Raw genomic sequence first — 17,272 nt, forward strand, 5'->3', positions numbered from 1 at the left:
GCGCCCCTTCGAATGACGCTCAGCGTGGGCTTGGTCCTGGCGTTTCGTGCGCGTCATTGGATGGCAACGCCGCCAACGCCCGTGCCCGTGCGATAGCCTCGATAATGGTGGCCCGGCCGGGGTCATCCGCGGAGAGGGCCGCAGCCAGGCGTTCCCAGTAGGCCACCGCGTCCGTGTAGTGGGCCCGCTCGAAGGCAGCCATGCCCGCCAGGGTCAGACTGGTGGTTTCGGCCGGGTCCAGCGCCAGGGCTTCGTCGGCCAGCGCCTGCAGTTCGGCCGACCACTGTTGCCCATCGGCGAAGTAGCGTGCCTGTGCCCATTGCCCGAGCAGGTCGGCGGGGCGTCCAGCCAGCACTGCGGCGCGTTCGAATGCCTGTGCCGCTTCGGCGTGGCGGCCTTGGGCCATGTAGGTGCGGCCAAGCATGAACCAGGCTTCAGGCGAGTCTTGCCGCGCTGCCATCGACGTCTCCAGGCGCTCGGTAAGCTCCCCGATGTTCTGCGCATGACTGGCCCACTGGCGCGCTTGCAGCACGTCATCAAGTGACCCCCAATGCAGATATGTGGCGGCGCCGCCCAATGGCACCAGCAGCGCTGCGACCAGCACCCACCCCACGCCGGCTTTCGATGCCGGCATCGGCACGGGATCATCGCGGGTATCGTCGAGCAGCAGGCGGGCTGTCTCGGTGATTGCGGCGGCAAGCTGCTGCTTGCTCAGTAGTCCGGCGCGATGCTGCGCCTGCAGCGCGTGAAGGCGCTCTTGGTACAACGCGATGTTCTCGCTGCCGCGATCGACGCCTGCGCAGGCGTCGGGCCTGCGTAGCAAAGGCATCAGCACGAAGCCGGCGGCCACGGTCATCAGCAGCGCGGCGGGTAGCCAAAAATCAATCATGGATAGTCGTCGAGGCGTCCGCGTCGCGCAATAGTTCCGCCAGGCGCCGGCGATCGCCGTCGGATAAGGTATCGAGGTGATGACTAGTGCGTGCCCGCGCCACCCTGGCATGCAGCGTCAAGGCGCCGGCAAGCAGCAACGCCCCTGGCCCCAGCCAGAGTAACAGCGTGCGTATGTCGAAAGGCGGGTCGTAAAGCACGAAGTCGCCGTAGCGTTCGACCATGAAGTCGATGATCTGCTGGTCGCTCTGGCCCATGTCCAGAAGGCGACGCACTTCGGAACGGAGATCGTTTGCGATGGGCGCATTCGAGTCGGCAATGTTCTGGTTCTGGCACTTGGGGCAGCGCAAGGTTTCCACCAGGTCCCGGTAGCGGGCCCGCTCTGCTTCAGATCTGAACCCGTATGTTTCGATAGCCGGGTGTGCCGCGCCCATCAGGCCCAGACAAAGCAAACCAGTCGCCAGAACACCCGGTTTCATTGCGAGGCCTCTTCGATAAGCCGTCGATACAGCGGTTCCAGCTCGTTACGCCAGACTTCGTCGTCGACCACACCGGCATGGCGGGCGCGTACGATGCCGCGCGCGTCCAGCACGAAGGTTTCGGGGGCGCCATACACGCCCAGATTCAGTCCCAGCGCGCCGGCAGCGTCTTCGATATTCAGGTGGTACGGATCTTGCAGGGTGCGCAGCCAGCGTTGCGCCGCCGCACGTTCGTCCTTGTAGTTCACGCCGTGAATGACAACCCCTTTCTCGGCCAAACGGTTCAACATGGCGTGCTCCTGGCGGCATGAGGGGCACCACGTCGCCCAGACGTTGACCAGGGCAGGCCGCCCCAGCAGGTCCTGGCGGGTCAGGATGCGTGTGTTGTCGTCCAGCGCCGACAATGAAAAATCCGGAAAGGGTTTGCCCACCAGTGCCGACGGCAAGCGTGCGGGATCCAGGAACAGGCCGCGAAACAGCAATACGGCCATTCCCAGGAACAGGGCCAGTGGAGCCACGCGCAGCAAATACTTCATGTTGGGCGCCTCGCTGGAGATGCAGGGGTGCGCGCGGGGTGCTTGGCGCGGCGACGATAGCGGCGGTCTGCGGCTGCCACCATGCCACCCAGGGCCATGAGCAAGGCACCGATCCAGATCCATCGGACAAACGGCTTCACATGCACGCGAACCGCCCAGGCGCCTTCACCCAGCGGCTCGCCCAGCGCGACAAACAGGTCTTTTGTCAGCCCCGCCTTGATGCCGGCTTCCGTCATGGGCGCTTGTTGCATGCTGTACGACCGTTTTTCCGGATACAGAATGCCTATCAGTGCATCGCCTTGCAGTACCTTCATGCGGCCGCGTTCCGCTGTGTAGTTGGGACCTTGATGCGGCACAGTTCCTTCGAATACGAAGCGATAGCCGGCGAGCTCGACGGCGTCGCCCGGTGCCATGCGAAGGTCGCGCTCGATGCTGCCCACGCCATTCAAGACTGCGCCCACGGCGCAGACGGCGAGGCCCAGGTGCGCCAGCTGCATGGCCCAGTAACTTGCCCCCAGCGCCGGCAAGCGTAGTGACCGGGCCTGCCAGGGGTTCAGGTGACGTGTCTTGTCCACGATATCCCGCATGCCACCCAGGACGATCCACGCTGCCAACAGACATACGGTACCCACAGCCCACGGGGCATTGACCGCAGTGAGTGCCGCGCCGATCGCCAGCACGATGCTGGCCGCCAGCACCGGGCGCAGCATCCGCACCAGCCAGCGTGCCTGCGTCTGCTTCCAGCGCGCTGCCACGCCCAGCGCCGTGGCGGCCATCAGGGCAGCCATCAACGGCAGGAACAAGGTATTGAAATAGGGCGGGCCCACGGAAAGTTTGGCGCCGACGAGCGCATCGAGCAACAAGGGGTACAAGGTACCCAGCAGGATCATGGCCGCGGCCACCGACAAAAGCAGGTTGTTGACCAGCAGCAGCGTCTCGCGGGAAAACGGGCCGAAGCTGACATGGGTGGCTAGCCCGGGGGCGCGCACGGCGAACAAGGTTAACGAGCCGCCCACCACCATCAGCAGGAAGCAAAGAATGAAGACGCCGCGTGTCGGATCCGTAGCGAAGGCATGTACCGAGGTCAGCACGCCTGAGCGCACCAGGAATGTACCCAGCAAGCTCAGGGCAAACGCCGCGATGGCCAGTAGTAGCGTCCAGTTCTTGAAGACTCCGCGCTTTTCAGTCGCTGCCAGCGAATGAATCAGTGCCGTGCCCACCAGCCACGGCATAAACGAGGCGTTCTCGACGGGATCCCAGAACCACCAGCCGCCCCAGCCCAACTCGTAATAGGCCCACCAGGATCCCAGTGCAATGCCCAAGCCCAGAAACGACCAGGCGACGAGTGTCCAGGGCCGTGTCCACCGGGCCCATGCCGCATCGATACGGCCGTCGAGCAGGGCGCCCACGGCAAAGGCAAAAGCTACCGAGAAGCCAACGTATCCCATATACAACATGGGAGGGTGGACGATAAGTCCGAAATCCTGCAGCAGGGGATTGAGATCATTGCCTTCGAGAGGCGCATCGGGCAGCAGGCGGACGAAAGGATTGGAGGTGGCGATGAGAAACAACAAGAATCCTGTGCTGACCATGCCCATCACGGCCAGTACGCGCGCGCGCAGCGTACGAGGCAGATTCCGCGACCCCGCGCATACCGCGCAGGTCCAGCCGGACAGCAACCAGGCCCACAGCAGCAGTGAGCCTTCGTGCGCACCCCAGATGGCACTGAACTTGTAGTACCAGGGCAGCGCGCTGTTCGCATTGCGCGCTACATAGGCGACCGAGAAGTCATTGGTAAGAAATGCGTGTGCGAGCGCTGCGAAGGCGGCCGTAAGGAATAGCATCTGGCCCCACGCCATCGGCGCGGCCGAGCTCATCCAGCGCGCATTGCGACGCCAGGCGCCGATCAGCGGCAGGCAGGCCTGCACCGTGGCGAGGCAGAGCGCCAGGCCCAGCGAAAGCAGACCCAGTTCGGGGATCATGGTCGTGGCTCCCGAGAGGCCCCAAATTGCGCGGCGGCTCCGGCGGCTTCAAGGGCATGCGCCGCTTCAGGGGGCATGTAGTTCTCATCGTGCTTGGCCAAGACCTCATCGGCCTTTAGCCTTCCGTCGGAATCGAGCTGCCCCAGGGCGACGATGCCCTGGCCTTCGCGGAACAAGTCGGGCAAGATGCCCTGATAATGCACGTCAACCTGATGTGCGCCGTCGGTAATGCCGAACTGAACTGCCAGCGTATCCGGCGATCGCAACACTGAACCTTCCTGCACCAGGCCGCCGACCCGAATACGCGTCGATGGGGGAGCCTCGTGGGCGGCAATCTGGCTGGGGGTGTAGAACAGGTTGATGTTCCGCTGCAGGGCGACCAGCGCGAGGCCTATCGCAGCGGCAGCGCCACAGACCAGCACGGCGAGCAGCAACCCGCGCCGTTTCCGACATGTATTCATCGGTTGGCCTCACATAGTCGTCGGCGTGTTTGCGCCTTGAGGTATCGACGGCGCGTCAGCACAGGCACTGCTGCGTTCCAGCCCAGCAGCGCCAACGCTATGCCATACGAGAGCCAGACGTAGGGCCCATGGCCATTCATGTTCAGGAGTTCGTGGAAATCGGCAAACACGTTCATGAGCGGCAAAGAGTGAGGCGGGTGATTTCGATGCTTGCCCAGCGGGCATCCGATTCGCGCTTCAGTGTCTCGATGCGCATGCGCGCCACCAGCACCGTTGCGAAGAAGCAATAGAATCCAAGTACGGCCAGCAAGAGCGGCACCCACATCTGAGGCGGCATGGCGGGTTTTTCGGCAAGGGTGAAGGTGGCAGGCTGGTGCAAGGTGTTCCACCAGATGACCGAGTACTTGATGATGGGTATATTCACGACACCCACCACCGCGAGCAGTGCGCAGGCCCGTGCGCCACTTTGAGAGTTGCGGATGGATTGGCCGAGGGCAATGACGCCCAGGTAGAGGAACAGCAGAATCAGCATCGACGTAAGGCGGGCGTCCCATATCCAATAGGTACCCCATGTGGGTTTACCCCATAACGAACCGGTGACCAGCGCGATAAGCGTCATCCATGCACCCAGGGGCGCGGCCTGTTGCAACGCGATGTCGGCGAGCTTCAGCTTCCAGACCAGGCTGACGGATCCTGCCGCCGCCAGCAGGACGTAAATGGATTGACCTAGCATTGCTGCCGGGACGTGTACGTAGACAATGCGAAAACTGTGTCCTTGCTGGTAGTCGGGCGGTGCGAAGAGCAGGCCCCAGCCCAACCCCAAGGCGAGCAGCACGATGCTTGCACCGGCCAGCCAGGGCAGCAGGCGGCCGCTCATGACGTAGAACCATTTGGGCGATGCCCATCGATGCAGCCGGCGAATATTCATGAGATGGCTTGCTAGGCGCAAAGGTTGCGTCGCGGCACGAATGTTGTCACTCGCGGATGCTGATAGAGAGGCCGGCCGCTACGACAAAGGGTGCGAGCGTCACGGTGAGGGCCATGAGGCTGGCCAGCCAGAGCAGGTGCCCCGCCGGCGAAAGCCCCTGTGTTGCCGCCAGAACCGCGCCACTGCCCAGGATCAGCACCGGGATATACAGCGGCAGAATCAGCAACGCCAGCAAAAGCCCGCCGCGCCGCAGGCCCGCCGTGAGTGCGGCCCCGACGGCGCCTAGCAAACTGAGCACGGGCGTGCCCAGCGCGAGCGACAACACTAACGTGCCAACAAAGGCAGCCGGCATTCCCAGTGCCAATGCCAAGGCCGGTGCAAGCGCTATCAAAGGGAGGGCGTTGCAAAGCCAGTGAGCCAGCAATTTTGCGGATACCAGCAGAGAAAGAGGATGGGTGGATAGCTGCCATTGTTCGAGCGTGCCATCGTCGAGGTCGCTGCGGAACAGGCCGTCGAGCGAGAGCAGCACGGCCAGCAGGGCGGCCACCCAAAGCACGCCGGGCGCCATGCGTTGCAGCAGCTGGTTCTGGGGCCCTACGGCCAAAGGAAACAGGGTATTGACCAGGGTGAAGAAAGCGAGTGGGATGGCGAGTTCCGCGGGTCGGCGGCATAGCAGTTTCAGCTCACGAATGAATAGGAGGATAAAGACGCTGCTCATGGCGCGTACTGTCCGAGATCAAGTTGGCGGTACGTGCACGGACGGTGTTCGAGTTGGTGATGACTGGTCAGGGCCACGACCCCGCCATCGGCGCAGTGCCGGACCAAGCGGTCTTCCAGTTGCGCTACGCCGCGCCGGTCCAACGAGGTGAAAGGTTCATCCAGGATCCAGACGGACGCGGCGTGCGGCAGGTACAGACGCGCGAGCGCCACGCGCCGCTGCTGTCCGGCGGACAAGGCATGGCAAGGCAGGTGTTCGAAGCCGAGCAGGCCGACCCGATCAAGGGCATGCATGGGTGCGGTGCGGCTGGGCTGCCCATGCAGCGCGCCCAGCCAAGCCAGGTTTTCATAGGGAGTGAGCAGGCCATTGATGCCCGCGGCGTGGCCGATCCATAGCAGAGAGCGCGGGGGGTATTCCTCGGGCTCAGGTGTGATGGACCAACGAATACGCCCTGATGTCGGGTTCAGCAGGCCGGCCAAGAGTCGTAGCAGACTGGTCTTGCCGCTGCCGTTGGGGCCGCTGACATGCAGCATGTCTCCGAAATGCAGTTGCAGACTGAGACGCCGGAACAGCAATCGGTCGCCACGTCGACAGCTCATGCCTTGTACCGCGAGCACCGGATCGGAAGCACGGGATGCGGTACGCGAGGTACCGTGCAGGCCGGGCATGCCTGGCATCAATGGGAAGTGCCCTCTGCGTACTCGATCTTGTTGCCGACGTTGTACTTTCCAGAGGGCTTGTTCATGGGAATGCGCTTGATTTCCTGCAGGGTATTGCTGTCGTAGGCAATCAGTGCGCCGTCGGCGTCCCATACGCTCAACAATAGATGCCGCCCGTCGCGCGTGAACTCAACATGGGCGGCGTTCTTTCCCGGCATCGGGCGCAGGGTGTGCGCGATTTCGAGGGATTGCTTATCGATGAGGTGCACGGCGTCGTTGTTGGGGCCGAAGAACACATCGGTCCAGGCGTAGCGCGAATTGCGGTGGCTGCGCATGAAAAACCCCGGGCCTTCAGTGGGGATTTGCTTGATCAGCTGCCAGGTCTGCATGTCCAGCACAGAGATCAGGCCCTGGCTGATGTTCGGCGTGGCGAACACCCAGTCCGAACCTCTCTGCCAATAGATGCCTGATCCCAGGTGGGGCATGCCGGGCAGGGCAATGTCCTTGGTGGTGGTGCCAGTATCGAGATCTACCACCTGCCCACCCTGAGCCTTGCGCGACGTCGCAAGCAAGTATCGGTAATCAGGGGTGAATGAAAAATCGTCGAGGATGTCTTGCGTTGGAATTCGGCGCGGCGTGACATCAGACTGCCCGTCGTAAGGAATTTCCCAGATTTCCTGGACATCTTTCAGGGCCACCACAAAGCTGCGCCGCGGCGGTGCGGTGTACACGGCGCTCACGCGCGATTGCATGCCATCTGCCATGGGCGTTTCGATGCGACGGGCCAGGGACAGATCGCGTGCGTCGAGCAGCACCAGGCCTCCGGGCAGATAATTGCCTACCAGCACCCACTTACCATCGCTGCTGACCGCCAGGTTGCGGGTGTTCAGGCCGGCGCGAACTTCGGCAACCATAGTGAGATTGTGCAGGTCATACAGGCTCACCCAGCCATCGCGCGACGCGAAATAGACATAGCGGCCATCGGGAGAGAACTTCGGGCCGCCATGCAGGGCAAAGTGAGACGGGAAGCGCGCCAGCGTCTCGAAGCTGTCGCCGTCGAGTATGACGACGTGATGGTTGCCCGCTTCCACGACTACAAAAAGGTTATGGGGATCGGCGCCGTGTTGTGCAGAGGCAGCCAGTGTGCGGGTGTCAACCAGTTGCCGGTGACTGGCGCGGATGTCGTCTTCGTTCCATACGGGGGCCTTGGCCGGGCGTTGATACAGATGGTCCACCAGTGCGTTGATCTGGCCGGGCTCGAGCACCTGGCTATAACCAACCATCTGGCTCGCGGGCCGGCCATTCTGAATGGTCAGCACGGTTTCGGCGCGCTTCAGCCGCGCCAGGCTTTCAGGAAGCAGCGCCGGGCCGGTGCCGCCAAGCCTATCGGCCCCGTGGCAACTTTGACAGTGCTGCTCATAAAGCTGCGCGGCATCGCGGGCCAGCGCCGGGCCACCTGTCAGAAAGATCGTAAGCCCTATCGCAATGGCGCCTATCCGCATAGGTGTTCCGTAGTCGCGGGGGTGGGTTGCAGATTGGCGCGCAGCCGGGCGGGATACTCTACATCTCGGTCGTTGAGCAGGGCCACGACGTGACCGACAATGGTGAGCATGGGTGCGCCTTGGCGTTGATGGCGACCCATCTCGCCCAGCGTTCCCAGGGACCCCGACACGGTGCGCTGATCAGGGCGCGTGCCGTTGAACACAAGCATGGCCGGCGTATCAATGGGCCGGCCGGCGGCGACCAGTTCTCGAGAGATCTCCTCCAGGCTGGCCAGGCCCATGTAGAAAACGAGCGTACAGCCCGCATCTATCATGGTGTGCCATGGCAAATCCAGCTTTCCGTCGTGGTGGCTATGACCGGTAATGAACTGGCAGGAATGTGCCAGGCCGCGATAGGTCAGCGGTAAGCCGGCGTAGCTGGTGCAGCCGGATGCGGCAGTAATGCCTGGCACGAGTTGGCAGTCGACGCCATGCGCGATGAGAAAGTCGAGCTCTTCCCCCCCTCGACCGAATATGAACGGATCGCCGCCTTTCAGGCGCACCACGCGCATTCCATGGCGCGCCAGGCGCACGAGCAGTTCGTTGATCTCGCCTTGCGGCAAGCTGTGGCGACCGCTGGATTTGCCCACGTAATAGTGGCGGCAGCTTGTCGGAACGAGATCGAGTACAGCTTGGCTGACCAGGCGATCATAGACCAGTGCATCGGCCTGCCACAGCAGGCTATATGCCGCCACGGTAAGCAGCCCGGGGTCGCCTGGACCTGCTCCTACCAAGGCGACTTCGCCGGGACGGAACGAGCGGTGTAATGAGGCGGGCAGGGTAATCGAGTGAGGCAGGGCGCTTTCTGGAAGAGTCATGGTGATGTCGGCGTCGCGAGTCAGCCGGAATGCAATGCGGAGGGGGGTGGGCCGGATTCGGCGACGCCGATCTCGGCGTCGGTGAGATGGCATCCAGGATCGGAGCCCCAGACGTCGCCGGCGGCCCAGGCACGTGTGCGGGTATTTCCATTGCAGATCGGTAGCCATCGGCAGCGCGCGCAGCGCCCGGTTACCTGGCGTGGGTGGATCCTGAGTTGCAGCAGCAAAGGGTGAGGATGGTCAACCCAGATTTCGCGAAACGGTTGGCGCCGAACGTTACCCACCCGGTGCTGCCACCAGTACGTGTCAGGGTGAACATCCCCTGTGTTGTCGATGTTGGCGATTCCGCTGCCAGCCGCGTTACCGCCCCATGCACGCAGCATGGCTTCCAGCCGGTCGGCATGTTGCGGCATGCGGCTGCGCACCCATTGCAGAAGCAGTATGGCGTCGGCGTCGTTGTTGCCGGTGACGAAGTCGGTGTCGCGGCCGGCCGAAATGTCGTCCCACGCGCGTTCGAACAGCAGATGCACGGAATCGCGAACTGTCTGATGCTGCGCATCGAATTTGCTGCTGCGTTTGCCACGGCCGCTATAGTTCAGATGCGAAAGATAGAACTTCTGGACGTCATGCGCCCGCATCAAGTCGAGTATGGCGGGCAATTGCTGGGCGTTGTATTGGGTCAGCGTGGTGCGCAGACCAACCCGGATGCCGCGTTCGCGGCAGAGGCGGATGGCGTTCATTGCTGCATCGAAACTGCCCTCCTTCTGGCGCCATGCATCGTGCACCGCAGGCAGGCCGTCGATGCTGATGCCAAGATAATCAAACTGCGCCGTCGATATTCGATCGATATTGTGCTCATCGATCAGCGTGCCGTTGCTGGACAGCACGACGAAGAAGCCCAGATCGCGGGCATGCCTTGCCAACTGGAAAATATCATCGCGCAACAAGGGTTCGCCCCCCGATAGAATGAGCACGCGAACGCCGGCCGCATGCAGATCGTCGATGACGTGCAACGCCTCGCATGTGTCGAGCTCGTCGCGGAAAGGACTGTCGGCCGAGGTGGCATAACAGTGCTTGCAGGTCAGGTTGCAACGGCGCAGCAGATTCCAGATCACCACGGGCGGGCGCGAACAAGGCGTAACGGCGGTAGGAGTTGGAGGGGCACCGGAAACGGCGAGAGCGCGCAGGTAATGACTGATTCTCAGCATGGGATTCTCAAGGCGCGGCACCCGGTCTGGGCCCGCCGCTGGCATGTGCGCAGCATCGCCGAGGCATGCCCGGTACGCCTTGACCGGAAACAATAAGATCCGCTGCCTTTCGAGTCGGCCTAACGCGGCGGCGCCAAACGCAAGCCGCTCTTCTTCAATATGCGGCTGCTGACGAGCATGTCGTCCGCCAGCGCGGCGCGGCCGAGCAGATTTCGTATGGAGTCGCGGTACTGCCGGATCTCATCGTCGCTGCGCCCATGAACCATCGCGTACAGGTTGTAGCGCCACGCCTGGCGGCGGGGTCGCCTATAGCAATGGCTGACGAACGGCAAAGCGCCGACTTGCCTGCCCAGGCGATCGATTCTTTCGTCGTCGACGTCCCAGACCGTCATGCCGTTATAGCGGTAGCCAAGGCGATAGTGGTTGGGGACCGCGGCGACGCGCCGTATGACACCGGCGTCCTGCAACCGATGCATCAGCGCCAGCGCTGCATTGGGACTCAGATCGAGCTTGGCACCTATCCAGGACCACGGGTCGTCGACCAATGGCAGCCCAGCGCCGGTGAGGTGGATGAGACGCTCTGCAAGCTCAGCGTCAGACGGCGAAATGCAGGCCGACATGGTAGGTTGCCTCTTTGGGCAGGTTAAGTACATGGAGTCCGGTGCGCTGTTCTATGCGCGCTATCGTTCGACCGATTTCATGGTGCGAGGCGCATGCCAGCACAAACCACATGTTCCAGGCATGTTCTCGCAAATAGTTATGAGCGACTTCAGGCATGCTGGCCAGCCACTCGGCGATCTCGTCGATACGCCACTCTGGTACGCGCAGGGCAGCCAGGGTGAAGGCGCCTCCCAGTGGCTCAATGTCGAACATGGGGCCGAATCGGGTCAGTGTGCCGTCGTCCAGCCAATGCCTCACGCGCTCGCGCGCAACGCTCGACGGAATGTTCAGTTCGGCGGCTATGGCGTCCCAGGGCCTTCCGACCAGAGGCAGGCCGCGTTGCAGCCTGTTGAGCAGGCGTTTATCGAGTTCATCCATGAGGTGTGCCCTCGGTGTAGCGTCCCCCGCACTGTTTAAAAGCCCGCGTGCTGAACAGCAGGCAGTGGGGCAGCCGATGCAGATCGGAGTCGCGCAGGATCTGCTCAATACGATTCCGAACCGCCTCACGCTGGCGGCCGTGCACCATGCAAAACAGGTTATACGGCCAATTGGGCGGCCGGCGAGGTCTTAGATAGCAAAGGTTGACGCCAGGTGCCTGGCTAAGCTGCGAACCCGCCTGTTCAACGAGATGGTCGGGAACATCTATTACCAGCATTGCGTTAGCCGCGTAACCCAGTGCGCGATGGTGCAATACCAGGCCTACCCGTCGGAACAGGCCGATGGCATTCCATTCTCGAACTTGCTCGATGACCGCATCTTCGCTGGCACCGATCTGCTCGGCGAGCGTTCTATAGGGCCGCGCCACCAGCGGCAGGCCTGCTTCGAGCAAGCGCCTCAGGTGTGCGGCCTGCGGCGCCGTGACTGGGGGTGGCGTCACGGCGTGGCACCCAGAGGAAAGCCGAGATCGAGCCGGAAGGCATGCAGCATGGGTAGGTCAAGCGGTTGCAAGCCTGTCGTCATTTCGATTTCATGCAGGATCTCGTCGATGCGTTGCCGACTGGGCGCGGTGATGACGAACCACAGGTTGTAATGGTGCGAGCGACGATAGTTGTGGTTGACTTCGCGATAGAGGCTGATAACTGCCGCCACGGCGTCGAGGGCGTGGGCCGGCACCGCCAGCGCCGCCAGCGTACTCGCGCCGGCCTGTCGATGGTCGAACACCGGGCCGACCCGGCTGAGTATTCCCCCCCGCTTCAGTTCGCTCAGGCATTCGATCAGTTCGTGTTCGGTACAGCCCAGTTGGCGCGCCATGGCAAGGTAAGGCCTTGAACATAGAGGCATATCGTGTTGGTAGGCGTTCGCGGCGGCGAATGCCAGACCGTCCAGCTGCGTGCTACAGACCTGTTGCATGCGCTCGGCTGCTGAAGAAAATGCCGCTAGGCCCGGCTGCAGGCAATCGCATGATTTTTTCAAGACGGTAGGGATCCCACACCTGTACTTCGTCACCATCACGTACGGAAATCCACAGCTGGTCGCCACGGGAGGTGAACTCCATGTGCAGCACCGCTGGTCCTGGCTCTAGCGTAGCGATGACACGGCGGGTTTCGGTGTCGATGACCTGCACCTTATGATTGTCGGGATAAGCGAAGTTCACCCAGACCTGGCGTCCGTCGGGGCGGGCCATGACAAAGACTGGCTGCCCTGCCACGTCAATGGCTCCCTCCTGCAGCCAGTCGCCGGTGCTCATGACCAGTACCTGATGCCGTCCCACCGCCGGAACGAAGGTCTGGCGCCCTGCCACGGTCCAGCCTTCAAGGTGCGGCATCTTGTAAACGGGAAGCTTCTGTTCGCCCCGGCCATAGTGGCCGAGCACACTCCGCACGCCCCGCTCGGGATGCCATAGGTCCAGCTCGGCCATGCCGTTCTCGCCAAACAGCCCGGCAATGTAGTAACGGCCGTCTGGGGTCAACAGTGCGTCGTAGGGCTGGTTTCCGATATCGGCGTGAACGGCAAGCGTGGGCTTGTCGCGCTGGCTGAAATCAGCGACCCAGATCTCGCCGGTATCGAACAGGCTGTATACGAACTTGTTGCCTGGGGCGTCGACCACGCCCACCACACGCGATCGTCGGGTCGTGCCGGGCACGGGCGTGGCCGGGATGTCGGCAACCATTTCGAGCGTCTCGGCGTCGAACACTTTGATTCCGCCGGGCTCGTAGTTTCCTACGGCAATGAGCTTTCCGTCCTGGCTGATGGCGCCCCCGATGCTGTTGCCGCCTTGCACGACGCGGCGGGCAATGCGCCTGGACAGCAGGTCAACCTTGGTCAGGCCGCCATCGCGGCCAAAGACGTATGCGTAACGCTGGTCGCGCGAGAAAACCACCGAAGCGTGCGACAGGTCGCCCAAGTCCGACACGCGGCCCTGGATGCTCATGCTGGTGCTTTCGACAATGATGAGGCTGCCGGCCGAACGTTCGACGACAACGCCGAGATCGCCACTGCCTCGCGGCGGCGTGTGCACGCAACCGGCGGTCAGCAATCCGAGCATGAGCAACAGGGCACGCAACATGGAAATGGATGTCATTGAGAAAGTCTTTCGGCCAGCCAGACGATGTCTTGCGCGGAAAGTAAGGCGTCCCAGTTTGGCATGGGCGTGCCGGGCCGTCCGTGAGTGATTGTCGAGATGATGAGGTCGCGCGGCTTGCCAGCGAGCGCCTGGCGCGTCAGTGGTGGTCCCAGGCCGCCCGTCATGCGCAAGCCGTGGCAGGATCCGCAGTCCTGCCGCAGCAGATGCTCCAGCTGCTGCTGTCGCAACGGACTGGGTTCGGCGGCGGCAAGGCCGGCCAGCGCGCATCCGGCTAAGATGCACCCGAATGCCGCAGCAAGAAATGAAAAGCGCGCCATGGAATCTCACTCTGAATCGCGCGAAATCAATGACGGGACGCCGTGATGTCGCCGGGTGCATCCAGGCCCAGGTGGTGGCCCAATGACACATGATGGAAGCGTCCTGTGGTGTGCTCGTCGTGGATAGCTACGCCAAAGTTGTAGGTTTTCCCGGCTTCGAGCTGCACATCACCGAGGCCACCTGCGAGCTTGCGAGTGAAGTCGACCGTCCAGGTATCGCCGTCGAGTTTGCCTACTGCGGAAACGAGCGCCTGGCCGCCCTGCATGACCCGCTGGTCGGCAATATGGCCGTCGTAGGCCTTGTTGTCACCGCTGCGCCACTGATTCAGGTCGTAGAAAATGCCTTCGGACAGTGATCCGCCCTTGACGTACTTTGTCTTGGTGTCGGATGCACCGGGCATGGTTCTCGCATCGGCATGGCAGGCACCCCAGCATCCGCCAGCCTGGGCCAGCTCGACGGCGTCGCCGGCCAGCATATAGGCGAGCTTCACCGGATTCTCGGAGTCCATTTTTGGGGCTCCGCTACTCGTAGGCTGCTTCCAGGTAAAGCGCAGGTATAGCGCTTCGCCGTCATGCGAAGCCTGCACCTTCATGGCCAGCGCGGGTGCCTTGCCCGAGAGGGGTGCTGGCTCGAGTTTCTGCCCGCTCGCGATCAGCTTGCCCATGTTGGCGACTTCCTCTGAATGGCAGTCCATGCAGGTTTCGCCTTTCTTCAACGCGCGCGCGCCACCGTGTTCGGTGCCCTTGGTGATCCACTCGATCGCGGATGTGCCGGGGTAAAAAAGAGCGATGTCGGTGGAGGGCACCGCGCCCCAGTCGGATGGCGGAGCCGCGTGCGCGAATACGGTGGTCAGGGCGAGGGTCGCTCCTATGGCGTTGTGCACGATGTTCTTCATCACGGGTTGATTCCTTTTCACTATGCGGTTTCCTGCAACGCTATTCCTCGTCGGCATCAGTCATGCCTTGCGGTTTGTGATGCGCAATGCCTTTATGGCAGTCGATACAGGTCATGTTGTCTTCGCTGGCCATGTCGTGCTGCTTGCGCGCACGCTGTTTCTGCATGTCGGAGTTCATGCTTTCCAGGCTGTGGCAATTTCGGCATTCGCGGGAATCTGAATTCTTCATGCGTCGCCATTCATTGCGTGCGAGTTGAAGCCGCTTTGCCTCGAACTTCTCGCGTGTGTCAATGGTTCCAACGAGCTTGCCCCATAACTCTTTCGAGGCCTGGACCTTGCGGATCATCTTGTAGGCCCAGTCTTTGGGGACATGACAGTCTGGGCAGGTGGCCCGTACACCCGTGCTGTTGCTGTAGTGGATGGTTTCCTTGTATTCGGGATAGACGTTATCCCGCATTTCGTGGCATGAAATGCAGAACGCCTCGGTATTGGTCGCTTCAAGCGCAGTGTTGAAGCCACCCCAGAAGATGACGCCCAGGATCACGCCCGAGAGCAGCAGCGCACCCACCGAGTATTTTGCAGAGGGACGACGCAGGTGGGCGAACAAGCCTTTCTTGCCGTTGGAATTTTTCATGATGGAAGCGGCGGCTTCCCGTTGAGGGAAACCGCCGGCAAGGGTAGGCCTGGTGGATCAGTAGACGTCGTGCATGGTGTTGTAGACGTTGAACTTGCCGGTAGGCGTGACCACAGCCGGGTCGGTGATGACGCGTTTGAGTTTCAGCGTCTTGTCGTCGTAAATGACGATGGCTGACTGGTCAGCCTTGCCGCCCCACAGAGATACCCAGACTTCGTCGCCGGCTTGGTTGTACTCGGGTTGAACTGCGCGACGTATCGCCTTGCTCTCGGGCAGACCCGAGTCTTTGGCGACGTTGAGTCGGGCGGGCGCCTGGGATAGATCGTCGAGGTTGAACACGTAGACAGACTCGGCCACGTCTCGCTCGGGGTTCATCGGGGCATCGGCCCAGAAGTGCTTCGACTTCGGATGCGTTTTCACGAACAGGTTGCCGGCGCCTGGCATCTTCAGCTCTTGCACGACTTTCCAGTTGTTCTGCTTGAATTTGGCGTGTTCGGGCTTGTCGGAAGCGGTGGAGATCAAAGAGACGACGTCATCGCCCAGATGCCCGGTGGCCCAGACCGGCCCATATTGCTTATGCACGAAATTGGCGCCGCGCCCCGGATGCGGAATCTTGGCGGTATCGACCAATGCTGCCAGTTTGCCAGTCTTGGTGTCTGCAACGGCGACCTTGTTCGACGCGTTGGCGGCCACCATGAAGTATCTGCCCGATGCATCCCAGCCGCCATCATGCAGGAACTTCGCCGATTCGATGGTGGTGGTCTTGAGGTTTTTCAGGTCGGTGTAATCGACAAGCAGTATTTGTCCGGTTTCCTTGACGTTTACCACCCACTCTGGCTTCTGCAGTGATGCCACGATAGAGGCGACGCGTGGCTCGGGGTGATAGTCGCCGTCCACGGTCTGCCCGCGCGTGGAAACGATTTTGATGGGCTCGAGTGTTTCACCGTCCATGATGGAGTACTGGGGCGGCCAGTAGGTACCACCGATCAGGTATTTGTCTTCGTAGCCCTTGAACTTGGATACGTCGACCGAGCGCGCATCGGAACCCAGACGCACCGTGGCCACGGTGGTGGGCTCTTCGAACCACATGTCGATGATGGTGGTCAGGCCGTCTCGCCCCACCGTATAGACGTAGCGGCCGGATGCCGACAGCCGCGAAATGTGCACTGCGTAGCCGGTGTCGAGGATTTTCCAGATCTTGTGATTGTCGCCATCTACAAGAGCCAGCTTGCCGGCGTCCCGCAGTGTTATCGCGAACACGTTCTTCAGGTTGATCTTGTTCAGCTGCTTCTTGGGGCGCTCGGACACAGGCACCAGCAGCTTCCAGCTTTCTTTCATGTCCTGGAGTGAGAACTCGGGCGGGACATCGGGCGTTTGCTGGATATAGCGCGCCATGAGGTTGATTTCTTGTTCGGTGAGAATGTCGTCGTAGTTAACCATTCCGCCTTCGGTCCCGAACGCAATGATGTTTTCGAGCCGTTTGGTACCCAGTTGCAGCGTGCCGCCGTCCGTTCGGTTGCCGGACGCGTCGGTTTTAGCCCAGTGGGGCTCGAGATTCTTGCCCGTTGCTCCCTTGCGCAGCACGCCGTGGCAGCCTGCACAGCGTTCAAAGTAGATTTGCTTCGCGACTTCTTTCTCGTCGTCGCTCATGGCGGGTGCGTTGGCATGGGCAGCCCCGGCGCCCAGGAAAGAGGCACCGGCGATCAAGCCGGCCATCAATGTTCTTTTTGCCGCGAAACCTGCCCACGGCATGCACGGAACGCTGGGGGCTCGCCGAGTGTGGGGTGTGAAGGCTGATGCTGGGCGGGTCATTGGAACTTCTCCTTGGAGTCGCCGGTTGCGGCCGCATGGGCCGCGGCTGGGTGGTTGATCGTTGAAGCGCTTGGACTCTCGGGCCGGATCGTACTGAACGCTCCGGTCACTACGCTTGACTGCCGTCAATTGAGTTGCGAAGCCGTTGACTGCAATCAAGCCTGTTCTAAAGACGGGTTGAGAACGTACTTGCCCGGCGAGTAAGGTCGCC

The 17,272-nt window shown here is 62.0% G+C and carries 21 protein-coding genes; all 21 read right to left on the bottom strand.

Annotation, left to right across the window (positions count from 1 at the left end; genetic code table 11):
• Nucleotides 1-19: 19 nt before the first annotated feature.
• Nucleotides 20-889, bottom strand: a complete 870-nt coding sequence (gene ccmI / locus ACV17W_RS17265) for a c-type cytochrome biogenesis protein CcmI (protein WP_462593570.1) — start codon at nt 887-889, stop codon at nt 20-22.
• The gene (locus ACV17W_RS17270) at nt 882-1,367 is read right to left on the bottom strand and encodes a cytochrome c-type biogenesis protein (protein WP_462593571.1); all 486 of its coding nucleotides are present in this window, start codon (nt 1,365-1,367) and stop codon (nt 882-884) included. The genes ccmI and ACV17W_RS17270 overlap by 8 nt, the downstream gene beginning before the upstream one ends.
• Nucleotides 1,364-1,903 carry a DsbE family thiol:disulfide interchange protein gene (locus ACV17W_RS17275; RefSeq protein WP_462593572.1) on the bottom strand — a complete coding sequence of 180 codons (540 nt, stop codon included), beginning with the start codon at nt 1,901-1,903 and terminating at the stop codon, nt 1,364-1,366. The genes ACV17W_RS17270 and ACV17W_RS17275 overlap by 4 nt, the downstream gene beginning before the upstream one ends.
• Entirely contained in the window at nt 1,900-3,885 is a 1,986-nt protein-coding gene (locus ACV17W_RS17280) for a heme lyase CcmF/NrfE family subunit (protein WP_462593573.1), read from the bottom strand. The genes ACV17W_RS17275 and ACV17W_RS17280 overlap by 4 nt, the downstream gene beginning before the upstream one ends.
• Entirely contained in the window at nt 3,882-4,346 is a 465-nt protein-coding gene (gene ccmE / locus ACV17W_RS17285; RefSeq protein WP_462593574.1) for a cytochrome c maturation protein CcmE, read from the bottom strand. Before ccmE ends, ACV17W_RS17280 begins: the two co-directional genes overlap by 4 nt.
• The gene (ccmD, locus tag ACV17W_RS17290; protein ID WP_462593575.1) at nt 4,343-4,522 is read right to left on the bottom strand and encodes a heme exporter protein CcmD; all 180 of its coding nucleotides are present in this window, start codon (nt 4,520-4,522) and stop codon (nt 4,343-4,345) included. The genes ccmE and ccmD overlap by 4 nt, the downstream gene beginning before the upstream one ends.
• The gene (locus ACV17W_RS17295; RefSeq protein WP_462593576.1) at nt 4,519-5,274 is read right to left on the bottom strand and encodes a heme ABC transporter permease; all 756 of its coding nucleotides are present in this window, start codon (nt 5,272-5,274) and stop codon (nt 4,519-4,521) included. Before ACV17W_RS17295 ends, ccmD begins: the two co-directional genes overlap by 4 nt.
• A 46-nt stretch (nt 5,275-5,320) precedes the next feature.
• Nucleotides 5,321-5,992: a heme exporter protein CcmB gene (ccmB, locus tag ACV17W_RS17300; RefSeq protein ID WP_462593577.1), complete on the bottom strand. Its 672-nt coding sequence runs from the start codon at nt 5,990-5,992 to the stop codon at nt 5,321-5,323.
• Nucleotides 5,989-6,669, bottom strand: coding sequence for a cytochrome c biogenesis heme-transporting ATPase CcmA (ccmA, locus tag ACV17W_RS17305; protein ID WP_462593578.1), 681 nt, complete (start codon nt 6,667-6,669; stop codon nt 5,989-5,991). Before ccmA ends, ccmB begins: the two co-directional genes overlap by 4 nt.
• Complete coding sequence (locus tag ACV17W_RS17310) at nt 6,669-8,153, bottom strand: cytochrome D1 domain-containing protein (protein ID WP_462593579.1); 1,485 nt, start codon at nt 8,151-8,153, stop codon at nt 6,669-6,671. The genes ccmA and ACV17W_RS17310 overlap by 1 nt, the downstream gene beginning before the upstream one ends.
• Nucleotides 8,144-9,010: a uroporphyrinogen-III C-methyltransferase gene (gene cobA / locus ACV17W_RS17315; RefSeq protein WP_462593580.1), complete on the bottom strand. Its 867-nt coding sequence runs from the start codon at nt 9,008-9,010 to the stop codon at nt 8,144-8,146. Before cobA ends, ACV17W_RS17310 begins: the two co-directional genes overlap by 10 nt.
• A 20-nt stretch (nt 9,011-9,030) precedes the next feature.
• On the bottom strand, nt 9,031-10,218 hold the full coding sequence (gene nirJ, locus ACV17W_RS17320; protein ID WP_462593582.1) for a heme d1 biosynthesis radical SAM protein NirJ: 1,188 nt from the start codon (nt 10,216-10,218) through the stop codon (nt 9,031-9,033).
• Nucleotides 10,219-10,337: 119 nt separating this feature from the next.
• Nucleotides 10,338-10,838: a siroheme decarboxylase subunit beta gene (gene ahbB / locus ACV17W_RS17325; RefSeq protein WP_462593583.1), complete on the bottom strand. Its 501-nt coding sequence runs from the start codon at nt 10,836-10,838 to the stop codon at nt 10,338-10,340.
• On the bottom strand, nt 10,813-11,256 hold the full coding sequence (locus ACV17W_RS17330; RefSeq protein WP_462593584.1) for an Lrp/AsnC family transcriptional regulator: 444 nt from the start codon (nt 11,254-11,256) through the stop codon (nt 10,813-10,815). The genes ahbB (ACV17W_RS17325) and ACV17W_RS17330 overlap by 26 nt, the downstream gene beginning before the upstream one ends.
• Nucleotides 11,249-11,755, bottom strand: coding sequence for a siroheme decarboxylase subunit beta (ahbB, locus tag ACV17W_RS17335; protein WP_462593585.1), 507 nt, complete (start codon nt 11,753-11,755; stop codon nt 11,249-11,251). Before ahbB (ACV17W_RS17335) ends, ACV17W_RS17330 begins: the two co-directional genes overlap by 8 nt.
• Complete coding sequence (locus ACV17W_RS17340; RefSeq protein WP_462593586.1) at nt 11,752-12,228, bottom strand: Lrp/AsnC family transcriptional regulator; 477 nt, start codon at nt 12,226-12,228, stop codon at nt 11,752-11,754. The genes ahbB (ACV17W_RS17335) and ACV17W_RS17340 overlap by 4 nt, the downstream gene beginning before the upstream one ends.
• Entirely contained in the window at nt 12,212-13,399 is a 1,188-nt protein-coding gene (locus tag ACV17W_RS17345; RefSeq protein ID WP_462593587.1) for a cytochrome D1 domain-containing protein, read from the bottom strand. The genes ACV17W_RS17340 and ACV17W_RS17345 overlap by 17 nt, the downstream gene beginning before the upstream one ends.
• A complete protein-coding gene (locus ACV17W_RS17350) occupies nt 13,396-13,719 on the bottom strand; it encodes a c-type cytochrome (protein WP_462593588.1) in 324 nt (107 codons plus the stop codon). Before ACV17W_RS17350 ends, ACV17W_RS17345 begins: the two co-directional genes overlap by 4 nt.
• Before the next feature lie 26 nt (nt 13,720-13,745).
• Nucleotides 13,746-14,615 (bottom strand): ethylbenzene dehydrogenase-related protein, encoded by an 870-nt coding sequence (locus ACV17W_RS17355; protein WP_462596578.1) that lies wholly within the window; start codon nt 14,613-14,615, stop codon nt 13,746-13,748.
• A gap of 40 nt (nt 14,616-14,655) precedes the next feature.
• The gene (locus ACV17W_RS17360) at nt 14,656-15,249 is read right to left on the bottom strand and encodes a NapC/NirT family cytochrome c (RefSeq protein WP_462593589.1); all 594 of its coding nucleotides are present in this window, start codon (nt 15,247-15,249) and stop codon (nt 14,656-14,658) included.
• A 57-nt stretch (nt 15,250-15,306) separates the two neighbouring features.
• The gene (locus tag ACV17W_RS17365; RefSeq protein WP_462593590.1) at nt 15,307-16,965 is read right to left on the bottom strand and encodes a cytochrome D1 domain-containing protein; all 1,659 of its coding nucleotides are present in this window, start codon (nt 16,963-16,965) and stop codon (nt 15,307-15,309) included.
• Nucleotides 16,966-17,272: the final 307 nt, after the last annotated feature.

The sequence above is a fragment of the Bordetella sp. MIP270_01_BMS genome, from assembly GCF_054958705.1.